Origin of the sequence: Pedobacter sp. KBW06 (assembly GCF_003852525.1) — a bacterium.
Classification (GTDB): domain Bacteria; phylum Bacteroidota; class Bacteroidia; order Sphingobacteriales; family Sphingobacteriaceae; genus Pedobacter.
In genome coordinates, this window is the sequence record NZ_QAJL01000003.1 from 453,453 (window position 1) to 469,751 (window position 16,299).

A 16,299-nucleotide genomic window follows, 5' to 3' on the forward strand; every position below is an offset into this window, starting at 1 on the left:
TGTGTGTTGGTTTAGATTTCTTTCCATAAATGCGGTTTCTTCTCATGGATCTGAAGAACCAGTTCCGCAAACAAAGTATTTGCCCATGCGAACCATTTTCTGGTATAATTTGAAGGATCATCTTTATGAAAACTTTCGTGGATAAAGCCGGTTCCTGCATGTGTATCGATCAGCATTTTTACCGCTGCTTTGATTTCCGAATCCTTGCTGCTTGTCAGCGCACGTGTAATGATGCTCAATGGCCAGATCATATCGATCCCTGAATGCGGGCTCCCAATACTTTCTGCACGTGTGGATTTAAAGAAAAAAGGATTGGCATCAGAAAGAATCAGCGCTCTTGTTCGCTGATATACCGGATCATTTGCCTGCACCGCATCCAGGTATGGAAGGGATAATAAACTTGGCGTTCCCGCATCATCCATGATGTTGAAACTTCCAAAGCCATTCACTTCATAAGCATAGACCTCCCCAAAATCAGGATGTTTTACAATTCCATATTTTTGCAGGGCCAGGGCTACTTCATCTGCCAGGGCCAGGCAGTCATTCCCCAATGTGCTATCGTTGTATACCTTAAAAAGGATTTCCGCAGCTTGCCTTAAGCTGACCACCGCAAAGAAGTTTGCCGGAATCAGAAAGGGAAATATCGTTGCATCATCGCTGGCCCGGAAACTGGAGCAGATCAGGCCTACCGGTTTCACCGGATATCCATATCCGCTTAGCGGCACCCCATCTGTGGCCCAGGAAGTTTTCCTTTGAAAAGAGTACGGACCTTTTCCGGTTTTCTTTTGCTGCTCCCTGAAAGTCCGGAGCGTGAGCCGAACCGATTCTTTCCAATCCTTGCCGAAACATTGCACATCAGCAGTAGTTTTCCAATATTTATAGGCCAGTCTGACTGGAAAACAAAGTGAATCAATTTCCCATTTCCGTTCGTGAATTCCGGGCTGCATGGCGGTAATGTCATCCTTCCATTCGCTGATCTTGGTTTCGTCCTTGTAAAAAGCATTGGCATAAGGATCTTTTAGAATACACCTCACCTGCCTGTTGATGACTCCTGCAAGAAGCTGCCTGAGTTTGGGGTCCTTTGCTGCCAGGGGGACATAGGGCCAGACCTGTTCGGTGCTGTCTCTCAGCCACATTGCATCAATATCACCCGTAATCACATAAGTATCCGGAACTCCGTCTTTCATTTCATGGTAGACCGTTGTGTCCAGGGTATTGGGAAAACAATTTTCAAACATCCAGGCCAGTTCCTTATTGGGCAGGGCCTTTTTCATGTTTTTAATCGTTGCTTCTACTGCTTCACTGGTAAAATGTCTGTCAGACAATGCCGGACGCCTGCTGATGAAGTCCGGTTTCCCGATGGTAAATGCATCCAAAGATGGCAACAGCATCCCTGCACCAAGGATACTGCCTGTTTTGATAAAATCTCTTCTTGTGTTCATACGGTTATAGAATGGCTGCTGGTTATCTACAAATATAACGCATATGTCCATATGTATATACATGAAGCCGAAGTATTTTTTATTGCATAGGAAAATCCCTCAATTTGTCAGGCAAAAAGGGCCGGGAATAAAAGAATATTCAGGTTTGGAGCACAGGGATTAACCTGAGCCGGCTCAGATCTGGAAGGTACTTCCTTCCTGAGCCAGCTGAGTATTTTCAAAAGCCGACATGGCTTCCTCCAATAGCTGCTGTAAGGTCTTGTATCTGGAAGAAAAGTGTCCGATGAGCAATTTCCTTGCTCCGGTCGTTATCGCCGTCTCAGCGGCCTGTAAAGCGGTCGTATGGTGTGTTTGATTGGCCCGTTCCAGCATTTCATGTAAGAAGGTTGCTTCATGGTACAGGGTGTTACAATCTTTGATCTCTTCGAAATAGCTGCCATCACAAAGGGTATCCGAACAATAAGCATACTTTCTGGGCTCATCTGAGTCGGTGGTATAGTCCTTGTTCAGGAGTATTGTTCCGTCTGGTAAGGTCAGGTCTACCCCTCTTTTCAGTAAAGGGTAATATTCCAGCGGGATGTTTTCTTCTTCGAGCTTTTCCACGATCACTTTGCGCAACCGTTTCTTTTCTGTGAAGACGAAGCCCGTACAGGGAATCCTGTGATTCAGCACAATCGTAGATACGCTCAGGTCTGAATTTTCAAAGATCAGCCGGGGTTCATCCGCAGTGATGGCTACAAATTCCAAAGGGTACCGGAGGATGGTTTCAGAATGTTTAAACTGAAGGTCCAGAATCTCCATCAAAGCTGCAGGACCAAAGATTTTAATCGGTTTTATTCTTCCATTCAAATGCATGGTAGAAAGCAAACCGATCAATCCGAAATAATGATCTCCGTGAAGGTGGCTGATGAATACAAAATCTATTTTACTTGCTTTAAAACCATACTTGATCAATTGCTGCTGGGTTCCTTCCCCGCAGTCGATCAGGTAAAATTTCTCATTACAGTTTAGAAGCTGGGCACTTGGATTTCTATTGTATACGGGTGTGGCAGAACTGCTGCCTAAAATGGTAACCTCAAACTTCATTAACCTTTATCTACGCTCCCCAACAATTCTTTCTCAATTTCTTCCATAAAAATCAGGTCTTCTGCTTCGTTCAGTTTCGACACGATGGTCAGCGACTGATCCAGGTTAGACATTTCCAGTATTTTAGCAACAACGCCATTTATTCCGGTAAGGATAAACAAGCCATTTGCTTTTTTACATAGACGGTCTCCTACCAGTAAACTGCTCAGGTCCTGAGAATCATTGCATTCTTTTACGGCTGATAAATCCAGAACGATGTTATGGTAACCTTCTGCGTTCAATAAAATGAACTCAGATTTTAACTTAGGGGTATTGTCATTGGTGAACTTAGATTCTCTAAGCTTAAGAACAACATACTTTTCGTGCTTGTCAACTGAAAATTTCATGATATTGATTTATTTATTTGTGTTGCTAAAGTAATTAATTTTATCTGTTTTAGTAAGGATTGACTGAATAATTCCTTCAGAAAGGATGCAATCCGGTTTGGCGGGTTGATATAACGGTCGTCATCCGATGGTTAGGAATGACGACCGCTGATTTTAAAAACAGGTTTTAGTTTGCTAAAAGCCCGTTTAAAGAATTGACTACATTTTCTTCAATTCGCTGCAGCACATCTGCGCTTTCGTTTTTAACGAAGGTATCGCCGGTGATCTGCTCATAAAGCTCAATATAACGCTCTGAGATAGAGTTTACAATTTCCGGAGTCATCACCGGGATGCTTTGTCCGTCTTTACCCTGGAAACCGTTTTCGATTAACCATTTACGGACAAACTCTTTTGACAATTGTTTCTGAGGCTCATCTGCTGCCTGTCTGTCTGCATATCCTTCCGCATAAAAATAACGGGAAGAGTCCGGGGTATGGATTTCATCGATCAGGAAGATCTCTGCACCTACTTTTCCGAATTCATATTTGGTATCTACCAGGATCAGTCCACGTTCTGCGGCCATTTGTGCACCACGCTCATAAAGGGCATAGGTATAGGCTTCCAGCTGTGTATAATCTTCAAGGGATACGATTCCCTGGGCTAAAATATCTGCTCTGGAGATGTCTTCATCATGACCTACCGCCGCTTTTGTAGTTGGGGTGATGATGGGCTGAGGCAGTTTATCATTTTCTTTCAATCCTTCCGGCAAAGCCACTCCGCAAACGCTGCGTCTGCCTGCACTGTATTCTCTCCAGGCATGTCCTGCAAGATAACCTCTCACCACCATTTCCACCTTAAAAGGCTCACAGATCCTTCCAACAGTCACCATTTCATCCGGAACAGCGATTACCCAGTTAGGGACAATATCTTTCGTTGCACTCAGGAATTTTGCGCCGATCTGGTTCAGCACCTGTCCTTTAAAAGGAATCGCTTCCGGCAACACCACATCAAATGCAGAGATCCTGTCGGTTACGACCATGGCCATAAACTCGTTATTGATCGTGTATACGTCACGCACTTTTCCCTTGTAAAAATTGGTTTGCTTTGGAAAGCTAAAATTTGTTTCTTTAATTGCTGTCATGGTATTTGCCAAAGAGCTGTTGTTATTTGTTCTTAAATTATTGGATATCGCCGTAGGCTTTTAAAATTCTTTTTACCAGTTTGTGCCGCACTACATCTTCCCCCGTCAGGTAAATAATTTCAATACCGGGAATATCATCTAAGATCCGCAGGGCATTGTGCAGTCCGGACATTTGTTTCTTAGGCAAATCGATCTGGGTAATGTCGCCCGTTACAATAAACTTGGCAGATGGTCCCATCCGGGTGAGGAACATTTTCAGCTGAAGGTCAGTTGAGTTCTGGGCCTCATCGAGGATCACAAAACAGTTATCCAGGGTTCTTCCACGCATGAAAGCCAGCGGGGCGATCTCTATGGTTCTGTTTTCCAGATAAAGTTTCAGTTTCTCTGCCGGGATCATATCATCCAGTGCATCGTATAACGGACGAAGGTATGGATCTACTTTTTCCTTCAGGTCGCCCGGCAAAAAGCCCAGGCTCTCCCCTGCTTCTACCGCAGGTCTGGTTAAAATGATCCTTTTAATTTCTTTATTTTTCAGTGCTCTTACGGCAAGTGCCACTGCAGTATAGGTTTTTCCTGTTCCGGCAGGGCCGATGGCAAAAAGTACATCATTTTTCACGATGCTGTCTACCATACGTCTCTGGTTGGCTGTTCTGGCTTTCACCATTAAACCATTTGTCCCGAATACGATCACCTCACCACCGCCACCCGCAGAAGCCACAGCAGGCTTTTCGGCCGTGCCATTTTCTGAGGCAGGTGTTGCTTTTTTTGAAACGAGGATAGATTCTACATCACTGGCCGTTAATGTGCTATACTGCTCCAGCTGATTCAGCAACAGCGTATATTTCTGCTCAAAAACTTTAAGCTCTTTCTCATCACCCAATACTTTCACTTCATTGCCCCTGGCCACAACTTTAAGCTTCGGAAAAGCATTCTTAATGATCTCGTAATGCTCATTGTTTGCTCCCCAAAACTGTACCGGATCTACCGATTCTAATGTTAATTTAAGTTCGTTCAAAATATTGTTTTTTAGATAGAGGTGTATATTTTGATATAAAAATTGAATATTTGTACGCGATTTGCCGCTTACGCAAGATTAAGAATAAATATTCAATTTTTAATGGCCATTATTACATTAACGACAGATTTAGGTTCAAAAGATTTTTACCAGGCTGCCCTCAAAGGCAGTATCCTGAGTATCTTACCTACGGCCAATATTGTTGATGTGACACATGAAGTTCCATCTTTCAATATTTCTTATGCGGCATTCGTTTTAAAGAACGTGTATCCTTATTTTCCTAAAGGTACTGTGCACCTGATCGGTATCGATTCTGTGTTCAGTGAAAACACGAGATATATTGCCCTGAAATACAAAGACCATTACTTCGTGGGTGCAGACAACGGCATCTTCTCTTTGCTATTTGAAGAGATGCCCGATGAGATCGTGGAGCTGAACATCATGCAGGACCTGAAGTACCTTCATTTTCCTTTGGTGGATATCTTTGTGAAAGCGGCCATCCACCTTGCCAAAGGCGGCAGGCTGAGGGACATCGGAATGCCGACCGACAGTGTAGAGGAGCGCATGCTGCTAAACCCTGTGATTGAGCGTGATATCATCCGTGGAAGTGTGATTTACATCGACACTTTTTCCAACGTCATCACCAATATCACCAAAGAATTGTTCACGAAGATTCAGCGGAACCGGGACTTCACTTTGTACTTCAGAAAGAGTGAAACGATTACCCAGCTGAGCTGGCATTACAATGAGGTTCCTGAAGGAGAGAAACTCTGTCTTTTTGGCATCAGTAACCACCTGGAAATTGCCATCAACAAGGGAAAAGCCAGCGGTTTACTCGGTTTACACCTGAGCGATATTGTCAGGGTTGAATTTCATCCTTAAAAAATAATTTCATGCTGATCCGTCTGGTAAAAATGCATTTCTCCCCTGCTTTTGTGGCAGAGTTTAAAGAAACCTTCAAAACTGTACAACCCAAAATCGCCGCATTTAAAGGCTGCAGCGCCGTTCAATTGTTGCAGGACACTCTAGACCCCAATGTGTTCTTTACCATCAGCCACTGGGCAGATGAACAGCATCTGGAGGATTACCGCCGGTCGCTCCTCTTCCGGGAAACCTGGGCCCTGGTCAAACCCAACTTCCAGTCTAAAGCTGAGGCATGGAGTTTGCTGAGTCCTTAGAAACACATAGAATGATCAAAAATTTATTGCTTCTCCTGCTACTTGGATTTGGTTTCCGGGCAGCTGCTTTTCAAAGTGACACCAGTGCCTATCAGATTCAGCGTTTAAAGATCAACGGATTGCTCGCAGAGCGCAGCCAGCGTTTTGGGTTATATGACCAGAGTTTAGATGCAAGGACCGGAATTTTCGGCTTTCAGACCAAAGGAGACATTAAGAACTCCAATGAAATCCTGCGTCAGATTGTGCTCAACGACAACAACATCTTCAAGGAGCTTAAAATACTGATGGATTATAAAGATCAGGAGGTGAAAGACGTGATTAGCACCGCCAATACCACCAACAGCAGAATTCAGGCTTACATGCTCTCCATCAAGAAATTACAGGACCAGAATCAGTTCCTTAAAAAGGAAGCACAGCGGGCAGAAAAAGGCAAAACCTTTTATGTTTATGCGATTATATTTTTGGCATTGGCACTTGGCGGAACGGTCTTTGTACTGCTTAAGAAAATGAAGAAGATTTAAGATGAGAACATGGCTTTTCAAAATGCTGGCGAAGGTCAATAAAATGGTCCTTCCCAGCCTGTATAAAAAGGACCCAATGAAGCTCAGTACGCTCCAGAAAGCGATACTCGGTTACCGGTATTGGGTCCTGACCAATTCGCTCCGCTAGTTAAAATAGCTCGTCAGCAGTCCGACCAGGAATTTCGGCTCTACCCAGGTCGATTTCGGAGGCATTACCCCATCTGCTTCTGCAACCGCGATCACCTGTGCGACAGAAGTAGGAAATAAGGTAAAAGCAATGGCGAACAGCCCGTTATCTACTTTATTTTGCAAGGCAAGGACATCTGTTCTTCCCCCCTCAAAAGTGATCCTGGCATCTGTTCTCGGATCTTTAATTCCCAACAGCGGCTCCAGAATAAAATTCTGTAAGATACTGACATCCAACACCGACACCGGATCATTGGCATCATAGATGGAAGGCTTAGGACTTAAAACATACCATTGGCCCTGAAAATACATTCCGATTTTATGCAACGCTCCGGGTTTCACCGGCAGTTCCGATGTTTCGACTTCAAAACAACCGTTCAGCGCCTCCATAAATTGCTCCGCAGTCCATGTTCCCAGATCCCGCACCAGTCTGTTAAATTCCAGTACCTTCACCTCAGTTGTATTCATATAGACTGTCGTGAAGTAGTTGTAGAGTTCTGAGCCATTGTGCTTATCTCCATTCAAAACCTGCTTCTGCAGGCCCATTTTAGCCATAGAGGCTGCTCTGTGGTGACCATCTGCGATGTATACCGAAGGTATGGCCTGAAATGCGGCCACCATTTTCTCCAGATCTTCACTTTCGCTGATTGCCCATATGCGATGCCGGCTCTGGTCTGCAAAAGTAAAATCAAGGTCAGGATTTAGCGCGGTATATTTTGCGGTCAGTTCGTCAATCAGCTGATTAGGATGATAGGTAATCAGGACAGGGTTGGCGTCCAGTCCGGTTTGCTGTAAATAATCAGCCAGCAGTTTTTCCCTGCGTTCAACAGTAGATTCGTGTTTTTTAATCCTTCCTTCCAGGTAATCATGAATGTGTGTCAATGTCCAGATTCCCGTCTGACATAAGCCATCGTGTTCCACCTGGTACACATAAATTGCCGGTTGAGTTTCTTTTACCAGGTATTGATGCTCCAGAAAGCCTTCGAAATTTTCCGCAATCTTCTTAAAGATCAGCTCCTGTCTGGTTCCCCTGAGGTATGGATTGTCCAGTTCCGGATTAATAAGGTGCAGGAAACTGCAGTTATTTTCGGACGCAATTAAGCGGGCTTCACCCGTTCCATAGTTTTCCAACGGACGGGTTACCACCTTTGACTGGAGGTGTACTGCAGGTTTTAATCCGCAGAAAGGCTTTATATTTGGCATAGGATGGATTGGGAAATGAGGCACCCTTTTCGTTCGGGTGCCTCATTAAAAGCTATTTATTAAAATGCTCAATAATTAATGTAGCAAGTTCAACACCGATACGCTCCTGCGCTTCGTTTGTTGCCGCACCGATATGCGGTGTTAAAGAGATCTTTGCATGTTGTAAGATCGCAGTGGAAGGTGTAGGTTCGTTATCGAACACATCTAAACCTGCAAAAGCAACTTTACCACTATCTAAAGCAGCGATCAATGCCGCTTCGTCTATCGTTCCACCTCTTGAACAGTTCACCACACCCACACCGGCTTTCATTTTTTCAAATTCTTCGGCACCTAAGATTGGCTTGTCTGCAAATGGGGTATGTAAGCTGATGAAATCGCTATTGCTGATCACCTCTTCCAGGGAAACTGTTTTCACCGGAATGTCTACTTTAATACCACCCTGAAGGTTTAGCGTCAGGTTTCCTTCAAAAGGGAAAAGATCATAAGCCAGGACATTCATTCCCAGGCCTAAAGCTACTGTAGCTGTTTCTCTTCCGATTCTGCCGAAACCGATGATACCGATCGTTTTACCTCTCAGTTCCACCCCTTTGGCATATGCTTTTTTCAACGCGTTGAATTTAGTATCTCCTTCAACAGGCATTTTTCTGTTGGCATCCTGTAAGAAACGAACACCGGTGAATAAATGTGCAAATACCAGTTCTGCTACAGAAAGTGAAGAAGCTGCCGGCGTATTGATTACTGCCAGGCCTTTGCCTCTTGCATAGTCTACATCAATATTGTCCATTCCTACCCCGCCTCTACCGATCAGTTTCAGGTTTGGACATTGATCGATCAGTTCCTGGCGTACTTTTGTTGCGCTACGTACCGTAATCGCATCGTAATTCTGTAAAGCATCAGCTAATTTATCCTGGGCAACAGTTTCTGTATCTACAACAAAACCTGCCTGCTCTAACATGGATTTACCGATGGGATCTATTCCATCGTTTGCAAGTATCTTAATCATCAATTTATATTTTATTGGTGTTTTTCAGCAAAAATCTGCATTAATTCAATTAAAGTATGTACGCTGGTAATAGGCAGCGCGTTGTACATCGAAGCTCTGAAACCGCCCACACTTCTGTGGCCTTTAATGCCTTCGATGCCATTTTCTTCGGCGAACTTCAGGAAAGGTTTTTCCAGTTCCGGGTTTTCCATCACGAAGCAGATGTTCATTCTTGAACGGTCTTCTACTGCACAGGTACCTTTGAACAATGGATTTCTATCAATCTCCGTATATAAAGCTTTCGCTTTGGCAATGTTTTCTTTTTCAATTTCCGCTACGCCACCTTTAGATTTCAACCATCTCAGGTTCAGCATCGCTACATAAATAGAGAATACCGGCGGGGTATTGTACATAGAACCACCTTCGATATGCACTTTATAATCCAGCATAGAAGGGATTTTTCTACCTGTTTTACCTAAGATCTCGTCTTTCACGATCACTACAGTTAAACCGGCAGGGCCGATATTTTTCTGTGCACCGGCATAGATCAGGTCGTACTGAGCTACATCAATTACACGGCTCATGATGTCTGAGGACATGTCACAAACTACAGGAACTTTTGTTTCAGGCAGGCTGAACATCTCTGTTCCATAAATGGTGTTGTTCGAGGTGCAGTGGAAATAAGCACTATCTTCAGGGATACTATAGTCTTTAGGAATAAAGGTATAGTTCGATGATTTTGAGGAACCTACAATGTTTGCAGTTCCAAAAGTAGCGACTTCTTTAATCGCTTTGTTTGCCCATACTCCTGTCTCCAGGTAACTGGCTGTTTGGCCTTCAGGCAACAGGTTCATAGGAACCATTGCAAATTGCAAACTCGCACCACCTTGTAAAAAGAGAACGGAATAACCGGCAGGAACATTTAACAATTCTTTAACCAACTTCCCGGCCTCTTCAACTACACCTTCAAATTCAGGTGTGCGGTGAGAGATCTCCAGAATAGACAAGCCGTCTTTAAAATCAAGTACTGCTTGTGATGCTTGCTTGAAAACTTCCTGTGGTAGGATACAGGGTCCAGCGCCGAAATTATGTCTCATTTTTATGTTATTTTTATTAGTTGTAAATGTAATATTTTCTATGGTTTATTATTTCGAATTTTTAAACTTAATGATCATTTTCAGGTTGATCCGTCTGCCCGTTAAATAATTAGGTATGGCATACTGAACGTTATTCAGGTCTTTCAGCCAGAGGTAGGAAACGGTATTGTCTATATTCAAAAGATTAAACACTTCTGCATAAACTGCGCATGAACTGAAATATTTATCCAGAAATCCGGCTTTCCTTAAAGCAGCATCATCCAGAAAATCTTTTGAGAAACCAATGTCAATTCTTTTATAAGCAGGGATATGAAAATTGTCCGTATAGCGGTCTGATGAAGGTGCGCCTATGGGCAATTTTGATCCGTAAAGCAGGTTGAGGTGAACTTTATAGGTCGGACTGTTGAGCAGGCGGTCCTGAAAATAGGCAGAGAAATTCACCAGCTGATCAGTTGGACGTTTCAGGAAGCCCCGGGAATCATTTTCGATCTGCTGTCTTGCCTGCATCAGGGACAGCCTGAAATGAGAAACCAGGTCTTTCACGAACTCTCCGCCGATGCTGAAATCTGCCCCATAGGTATACCCTTTTGCCATTTCTTCTGCCAGGTATTTGATCCGCACATTGTCCATCATATAAGGAATCAGCCTGTCCTGGTATTTAAAATAAGCTTCAGTACTAAATTTCAGTCTTGTTCCCAGTCCATCGAAAGCATAGTCCATTCCTGCAGAAGTATTGTAAGACCTCTGGGCTTTTTGATTCAGGTTCAGCTGTCCCTGAAAATCCCTGATGCTCCGGTAATCCGGTGCCTGCTGGTAAATGCCTGCACTCCACCTGAAAATCTTGTTGTTGCCCTTTGGGCGATAAGCCAGCAGTAAGCGCGGACTCAGCAGCAGCTGAGTACTCAGACTGTTGTAATTGGCCCTCAGCCCCAGCTGAAGGTCCGTATGTGGAGAAAGGCTGTAACTGTCCTGCACGTAAGCGCTGTAATACTGAATTTCCAGCTTATTTTTAACGTCAATTGCCGGTCCTCCGTAAAAACGGTTTACACCGGCAGAGTCGATCAGGCTGTACTCGTTGAGTTCATCCCGATAGCTTTTATATTCGAAGCGCAATCCCCAGGAAAAAGTATGGTTGTTAAAAGTTTGATCTCCTTTTAGTTCAGAGCTCAGGCTTTGGGAACGCAGTTTATTGTCGGCAAAGGTAAAGTAGCCTCCGCTGCCTTTATCGGTGGCAGATCCCTCCGTCCCTGGTTTCACAAGACCGGTGTTCAGTTCCCTCAAAAAATACGCGCCCTGGATGTTTATGTTTTCTCTTTCCAGGCTATTGAAATAGCTGTTGATCCATTTGATTACCAGGTTGGGCTTTGGTGTATAGAGGGCGGTCACTGCTCCTCCCAATGTCCGGTAGTCGTCTACCTCCTCACCATTATATCCCACATTCAGGCGGACCGTTCTGCTCAGGGTACCGAACTCCGTTTGGCGGCTTTCGGGAATGAGTTTAAAGGTTCCGCTGTTTAAATTTCCCAGAAAATTAAGGCTGAACTTTGGAGAGAGTTCCTGTTGAAAAATCAGTTGTGCATCGGTGAAATTCGGGCGGTAACTTCCTTTATTGTCCTGAGTTCCCAGGATTCCCGTATTGTTTTTATAGCGCAATCCAGCGAGCAGGAAGCTGCGTTGCCTCAGCAGTTTAGTACTCAGGGAAGCACCGTTCAGCCCTGCCGTTAATACCGTCTGACTGCTATCAGGCCTTCCGTACTTCACATCCAGCACAGAAGAAAGCTTATCCCCATACCTTGCTTCAAAGCCTCCTGCAGAAAAGCGCGCACTGCTCAGCAGATCAGCATTGATGAAGCTCAGTCCCTCCTGCTGTCCGTTTCTGATGAGGATGGGCCGGTTGATTTCTATATCGTTTATATAAACCAGGTTTTCGTCGAAATTCCCTCCTCTGACACTATACTGAGCACTCAGTTCATTGTTTGCAGAAACGCCCGGTAAAGTTTTAAGGATGGCTTCAAAATTCCCCGAGGGGGATGGCATGGCCGGGATTCCGGCAATATTTATGGTGGTACTATTGCTGAGTTGATTTTGTTTATTCGTAATCGTGACCTGTTCCAGTTCATTCCTACTTTCGCTCAGTGTGACCTGCTGAACCAGTCGCCCTGCCTTATCATGGGTGATGGGGATCAGCACGGGTTTATAACCCAACAGGAAATACTTCAGTACAAAGGAAGTACTCGCTGCATATATGGTATAATTTCCTTTTTCATCTGTTAAAGACGATTGATCCTGCCCCAGGATGCGAACCGTTACATCCGGCAAAGGTTGTCGCAGTTCATTCGTCACCGTTCCCGTCACCTTTATTAAAGGTTGCGCCTTCAGCCCTGTAAAACCCAGGAGAAGGATAGAGAGCAACAGGAGGCGTTTCAGCATTTAAACTTTCAGGATGCCTGCATTGAGATTTTTTAATTCTGAAATCATTTCTTTTGGAGATGCTGCTGCGAAAATGGCATTTCCGGCGACAAAAGCGCTGGCTCCTGCCTGGATTAAGTCAGCGATGTTATGGATGCCTACGCCCCCGTCTACTTCGATGATCAGGTCCGGATTTAAGGTAGCCGCCATTGCTTTCAGCTCTCTGAGTTTGTTCAGGGTATTGGGGATAAATTGTTGTCCGCCAAAGCCCGGATTTACAGACATCACCAGGACCAGGTCCAGGTCTGCTAGGATGTCTTTTAACAAGGCTACCGGCGTATGTGGGTTCAGGGCTACCCCAGCTTTGCAACCTGCCGCATGAATCGCCTGCACAGTTCGGTGAAGGTGTGTACAGGCTTCATAATGAACGGTAATTACCGTTGCCCCTGCTGCTGCAAAACGTTCGATGTACTGATCAGGATTTATGATCATCAGGTGTACATCAAGCGGTTTGGTGGCATGTTTCTTTACTGCTTCCATCACTGGAAAACCAAAAGAGATATTGGGCACAAAAACACCATCCATCACATCTACATGGAACCAGTCTGCTTCACTGGAATTGACCATTTCAATGTCACGTTGAAGGTTCGCAAAATCAGCGGCAAGTAAAGATGGAGCAATGAGGTGTTTCATGATAAACAGGTTTTAATGTTAACGAAGTAAATATAAAAAATAAAGCTGTTTATGGCATACAACAGCTCAAGCAATTTATCAGATCAAAGTATAAAAATAAGAATTCCCGGCATGGCCGATGGGAAGAACAAATAATAATTTTAGTTTTACCGGCAGCAAATACATTCATTATGATCTTAAGAAAGGCAAAACAAGCGGAGTTATCCATCATTTGGGAAATCATACAATACGCCATCGAGCAAAGAAGAAAGGATGGCAGTGATCAGTGGCAGGATGGCTATCCGAACGAGCACAGCATACAGGACGATTTAAACAATGGAAATGCTTACGTCCTGACTGAAGACGAGGTGGTACTCGCCTATGCGGCCATTATTTTTGATAAAGAACCTGCCTACGAAGGTATCGAGGGAGCCTGGCTCAGCAATACCGATTATGCGGTTGTACATCGTGTTGCGGCATCAGAACTTGCGAAAGGAAAAAGCATTGCCACAAAGCTCTTTCAAATGATTGAAGGGGTATGTCTTGAACGCGGTGTGCACAGCATCAAAGTAGATACGAATTTCGACAATATCCCCATGCTGAAAATCCTGGAGAAGCTGGGCTATAGTTATTGCGGGGAAGTCTATTTCAGAGGAGGGGCACGAAAAGCCTTTGAGAAGGTATTTTAACCATTATAGAAATTATTCTTATTCCTATAGAAAGCATTCCTGTTCCGGTATCCTGCTCCAGGGTAGGTTAAAAACCGGGTTCGGGTTAAACAAAAAACCCCGCGAATTGCGGGGTTTTAATGTTTGTATTATGCAGGTTTGTTTTCTGCGGCTGCTTCCGGTTTTGGCGGACGAGGCAATAAAGCTTTTCTTGAAAGTTTCATTTTTCCTTGTTTGTCAATATCCAAAAGTTTCACCTGAATCCTGTCACCTTCTTTGAACACACCGTCCATCGTTTCTAAACGGGTCCAGTCGATCTCAGAGATGTGTAATAATCCGTCTTTTCCTGGCATGATCTCTACGAATGCGCCAAATGGCATGATAGATTTCACTTTACCATCATAAGTAGCACCTATGTCTGGTTTAGCAGCAATCGCATTGATGCGACCAACAGCAGCATCAATAGCTGCTTTATTATCAGCAAAGATTTCAACGATACCTTTGTTACCTACTTCTTCGATAGAGATAGATGCGCCGGTTTCGCGTTGCATTTCCTGGATAATTTTACCGCCTGGGCCAATTACAGCACCAATAAATTCTTTGTCAATGCTTAGAGAAACGATACGTGGCGCGTGATCTTTGTAATCTTCACGTGGTGCAGAAATCGTTTTCTTCATTTCGTTTAAGATGTGTAAACGAGCTTCTTTAGCCTGATTTAGTGCGTTAGTTAACACTTCCCATTTCAAACCATTGATTTTTAAATCCATCTGACAAGCAACGATACCTTTTTCAGTACCGGTTACTTTAAAGTCCATATCACCTAAATGATCTTCATCACCTAAGATATCTGAAAGGATCGCATATTTACCGGTTTTCTCATCAGTGATTAATCCCATTGCAATTCCGGATACCGGTGCTTTGATTTTAATACCTGCATCCATTAATGCTAATGTACCAGCACAAACAGTTGCCATTGACGAAGAACCGTTAGATTCCAGGATATCAGAAACGATACGGATGGTATATGGATTTTCTTCCAGTCCAGGTAATACTTTCTTCAATGAACGCATGGCTAAGTTACCATGACCGATTTCACGACGACCAGCACCTCTGTTCGGACGAACCTCACCAGTAGAGAAACCAGGGAAGTTATAGTGTAATAAGAATTTGTTGTATCCATTGATGAAAGCACCATCAATCATTTGCTCATCGTCTTTAGAACCTAAAGTAACGGTAGTTAATGATTGGGTTTCACCACGTGTGAATACTGCTGATCCGTGAGCAGAAGGCAGGTAACCTACTTCACTCCAGATCGGACGTACTGTACGCACATCACGGCCATCTAAACGAATTCCTTCGTCTAATACCAGGTTACGGATGGCATCATATTGTACATCATGGAAATATTTTTTAGCTAAGAAACCGGTTACATCATCAATATCTTCGCCTAAAGTAGCGATGAAATCCATTAAGATGGCACCGAAAGCATCACCACGCTCACCTTTGCTCGTGTTGCTTTTAGCAATTGCATATACTTTATCATAAGTAGCTGCATACACTTGTTCTTTTAATTCAGGATTGCTGTCTTCATGAGAATAAGTACGCTTAACAGTCTTACCTACCAATTCAGCCAATTCTTTTTGCGCCTGAACCTGAACAACGATCGCTTTGTGTGCAAATTCAATTGCTTCCACCATATCCGCTTCAGAGATCTCATCAGCTTCACCTTCCACCATCACGATGTCGTTTTCAGTACCTGCAACCAGGAATTCCATTGTTGCACGCTCAAGATCACTTACATAAGGGTTGATCACGAAGTTACCATCGATTTTAGCTACACGTACTTCAGAGATTGGTCCGTTGAAAGGGATATCTGAAACTGCGATCGCAGCCGACGCCGCTAAACCTGCTAAACAGTCTGGCATTATATTTTTGTCAGAAGAGATCAAAGTGATCATCACCTGAGTGTCTGAGTGATAATCTTCAGGGAACATCGGGCGTAAAGCACGGTCAACCAGACGTGAAATTAAAACTTCATAATCTGATAATCTTGCCTCACGACGTAAGAATCCTCCGGGAATACGGCCTGCGGCAGCATATTTCTCCTGATAATCTACAGATAGTGGTAAAAAGTCAACTCCAGCTTTTGCACCTACAGTAGATACTACAGTAGCCAATAACATGGTATCGCCCATTCTAACAACTACAGAACCATCAGCTTGTTTCGCCAATTTCCCTGTTTCAATTTCGATTGTTCTTCCATCGCCCAAGTCGAACGATTTTTTTATTACATTCATTTAAAGAGTGTTGTGGTGTGTTTTCCTCTTTCTACAC

Annotated in this window: 16 protein-coding genes; 5 read left to right on the forward strand and 11 right to left on the reverse strand. The window is 43.9% G+C overall.

What is annotated here, in order from left to right; all coding sequences use genetic code 11:
• Positions 1-11: 11 nt before the first annotated feature.
• The 5 genes from DBR43_RS16740 to DBR43_RS16760 form a co-directional block, all read right to left on the reverse strand.
• Positions 12-1,442: a glycoside hydrolase family 125 protein gene (locus tag DBR43_RS16740; RefSeq protein WP_124582814.1), complete on the reverse strand. Its 1,431-nt coding sequence runs from the start codon at positions 1,440-1,442 to the stop codon at positions 12-14.
• Positions 1,443-1,616: 174 nt separating this feature from the next.
• Complete coding sequence (locus DBR43_RS16745) at positions 1,617-2,528, reverse strand: ribonuclease Z (RefSeq protein ID WP_124582816.1); 912 nt, start codon at positions 2,526-2,528, stop codon at positions 1,617-1,619.
• Entirely contained in the window at positions 2,528-2,914 is a 387-nt protein-coding gene (locus DBR43_RS16750; protein ID WP_124582818.1) for an STAS domain-containing protein, read from the reverse strand. The genes DBR43_RS16745 and DBR43_RS16750 overlap by 1 nt, the downstream gene beginning before the upstream one ends.
• A gap of 166 nt (positions 2,915-3,080) precedes the next feature.
• Positions 3,081-4,034 carry a phosphoribosylaminoimidazolesuccinocarboxamide synthase gene (locus DBR43_RS16755; protein ID WP_124582820.1) on the reverse strand — a complete coding sequence of 318 codons (954 nt, stop codon included), beginning with the start codon at positions 4,032-4,034 and terminating at the stop codon, positions 3,081-3,083.
• Between the two features lie 37 nt (positions 4,035-4,071).
• Positions 4,072-5,049: a PhoH family protein gene (locus DBR43_RS16760; protein ID WP_124582822.1), complete on the reverse strand. Its 978-nt coding sequence runs from the start codon at positions 5,047-5,049 to the stop codon at positions 4,072-4,074.
• 102 nt (positions 5,050-5,151) lie between these two features.
• Here DBR43_RS16760 and DBR43_RS16765 point away from each other — a divergent pair, with 102 nt between their 5' ends.
• The 4 genes from DBR43_RS16765 to DBR43_RS33215 are packed head-to-tail and all read left to right on the forward strand — an operon-like array spanning position 5,152 to position 6,896.
• Complete coding sequence (locus DBR43_RS16765; RefSeq protein ID WP_124582824.1) at positions 5,152-5,931, forward strand: S-adenosyl-l-methionine hydroxide adenosyltransferase family protein; 780 nt, start codon at positions 5,152-5,154, stop codon at positions 5,929-5,931.
• 11 nt (positions 5,932-5,942) lie between these two features.
• Positions 5,943-6,227, forward strand: a complete 285-nt coding sequence (locus DBR43_RS16770) for a putative quinol monooxygenase (RefSeq protein ID WP_124582826.1) — start codon at positions 5,943-5,945, stop codon at positions 6,225-6,227.
• 11 nt (positions 6,228-6,238) lie between these two features.
• On the forward strand, positions 6,239-6,748 hold the full coding sequence (locus DBR43_RS16775) for a hypothetical protein (RefSeq protein WP_124582828.1): 510 nt from the start codon (positions 6,239-6,241) through the stop codon (positions 6,746-6,748).
• A 1-nt stretch (position 6,749) separates the two neighbouring features.
• Positions 6,750-6,896, forward strand: coding sequence for a hypothetical protein (locus DBR43_RS33215; RefSeq protein ID WP_199757070.1), 147 nt, complete (start codon positions 6,750-6,752; stop codon positions 6,894-6,896).
• Here DBR43_RS33215 and DBR43_RS16780 read toward each other — a convergent pair.
• The 5 genes from DBR43_RS16780 to rpe are packed head-to-tail and all read right to left on the reverse strand — an operon-like array spanning position 6,893 to position 13,318.
• Complete coding sequence (locus tag DBR43_RS16780) at positions 6,893-8,137, reverse strand: DUF1015 domain-containing protein (protein WP_124582830.1); 1,245 nt, start codon at positions 8,135-8,137, stop codon at positions 6,893-6,895. The genes DBR43_RS33215 and DBR43_RS16780 overlap by 4 nt on opposite strands.
• Positions 8,138-8,189: 52 nt before the next feature.
• Positions 8,190-9,140: a D-2-hydroxyacid dehydrogenase gene (locus tag DBR43_RS16785; RefSeq protein ID WP_199757071.1), complete on the reverse strand. Its 951-nt coding sequence runs from the start codon at positions 9,138-9,140 to the stop codon at positions 8,190-8,192.
• An 11-nt stretch (positions 9,141-9,151) separates the two neighbouring features.
• On the reverse strand, positions 9,152-10,216 hold the full coding sequence (gene serC, locus DBR43_RS16790) for a 3-phosphoserine/phosphohydroxythreonine transaminase (RefSeq protein WP_124582832.1): 1,065 nt from the start codon (positions 10,214-10,216) through the stop codon (positions 9,152-9,154).
• Between the two features lie 48 nt (positions 10,217-10,264).
• Entirely contained in the window at positions 10,265-12,646 is a 2,382-nt protein-coding gene (locus DBR43_RS16795) for a TonB-dependent receptor (RefSeq protein WP_124582834.1), read from the reverse strand.
• Positions 12,647-13,318: a ribulose-phosphate 3-epimerase gene (rpe, locus tag DBR43_RS16800; protein ID WP_124582836.1), complete on the reverse strand. Its 672-nt coding sequence runs from the start codon at positions 13,316-13,318 to the stop codon at positions 12,647-12,649.
• 170 nt (positions 13,319-13,488) lie between these two features.
• Between rpe and DBR43_RS16805 the strand changes: the two genes are divergently transcribed.
• Positions 13,489-13,986: a GNAT family N-acetyltransferase gene (locus tag DBR43_RS16805; protein WP_124582837.1), complete on the forward strand. Its 498-nt coding sequence runs from the start codon at positions 13,489-13,491 to the stop codon at positions 13,984-13,986.
• Positions 13,987-14,114: 128 nt separating this feature from the next.
• On the opposite strand, the gene pnp is transcribed toward DBR43_RS16805, so the two are convergent.
• Complete coding sequence (gene pnp / locus DBR43_RS16810; RefSeq protein ID WP_124582839.1) at positions 14,115-16,262, reverse strand: polyribonucleotide nucleotidyltransferase; 2,148 nt, start codon at positions 16,260-16,262, stop codon at positions 14,115-14,117.
• Positions 16,263-16,299 lie beyond the last annotated feature (37 nt).

Bases quoted from the DNA above. Each gene is read 5' to 3' on its own strand.
- rpe (WP_124582836.1), bottom strand. From the start codon at position 13,318: ATGAAACACCTCATTGCTCCATCTTTACTTGCCGCTGATTTTGCGAAC.
- DBR43_RS16740 (WP_124582814.1), bottom strand. From the start codon at position 1,442: ATGAACACAAGAAGAGATTTTATCAAAACAGGCAGTATCCTTGGTGCA.
- DBR43_RS16745 (WP_124582816.1), bottom strand. From the start codon at position 2,528: ATGAAGTTTGAGGTTACCATTTTAGGCAGCAGTTCTGCCACACCCGTA.
- DBR43_RS16795 (WP_124582834.1), bottom strand. From the start codon at position 12,646: ATGCTGAAACGCCTCCTGTTGCTCTCTATCCTTCTCCTGGGTTTTACA.
- DBR43_RS16770 (WP_124582826.1), top strand. From the start codon at position 5,943: ATGCTGATCCGTCTGGTAAAAATGCATTTCTCCCCTGCTTTTGTGGCA.
- DBR43_RS16785 (WP_199757071.1), bottom strand. From the start codon at position 9,140: ATGATTAAGATACTTGCAAACGATGGAATAGATCCCATCGGTAAATCC.
- DBR43_RS33215 (WP_199757070.1), top strand. From the start codon at position 6,750: ATGAGAACATGGCTTTTCAAAATGCTGGCGAAGGTCAATAAAATGGTC.
- pnp (WP_124582839.1), bottom strand. From the start codon at position 16,262: ATGAATGTAATAAAAAAATCGTTCGACTTGGGCGATGGAAGAACAATC.
- DBR43_RS16765 (WP_124582824.1), top strand. From the start codon at position 5,152: ATGGCCATTATTACATTAACGACAGATTTAGGTTCAAAAGATTTTTAC.
- serC (WP_124582832.1), bottom strand. From the start codon at position 10,216: ATGAGACATAATTTCGGCGCTGGACCCTGTATCCTACCACAGGAAGTT.
- DBR43_RS16805 (WP_124582837.1), top strand. From the start codon at position 13,489: ATGATCTTAAGAAAGGCAAAACAAGCGGAGTTATCCATCATTTGGGAA.
- DBR43_RS16750 (WP_124582818.1), bottom strand. From the start codon at position 2,914: ATGAAATTTTCAGTTGACAAGCACGAAAAGTATGTTGTTCTTAAGCTT.
- DBR43_RS16755 (WP_124582820.1), bottom strand. From the start codon at position 4,034: ATGACAGCAATTAAAGAAACAAATTTTAGCTTTCCAAAGCAAACCAAT.
- DBR43_RS16775 (WP_124582828.1), top strand. From the start codon at position 6,239: ATGATCAAAAATTTATTGCTTCTCCTGCTACTTGGATTTGGTTTCCGG.
- DBR43_RS16780 (WP_124582830.1), bottom strand. From the start codon at position 8,137: ATGCCAAATATAAAGCCTTTCTGCGGATTAAAACCTGCAGTACACCTC.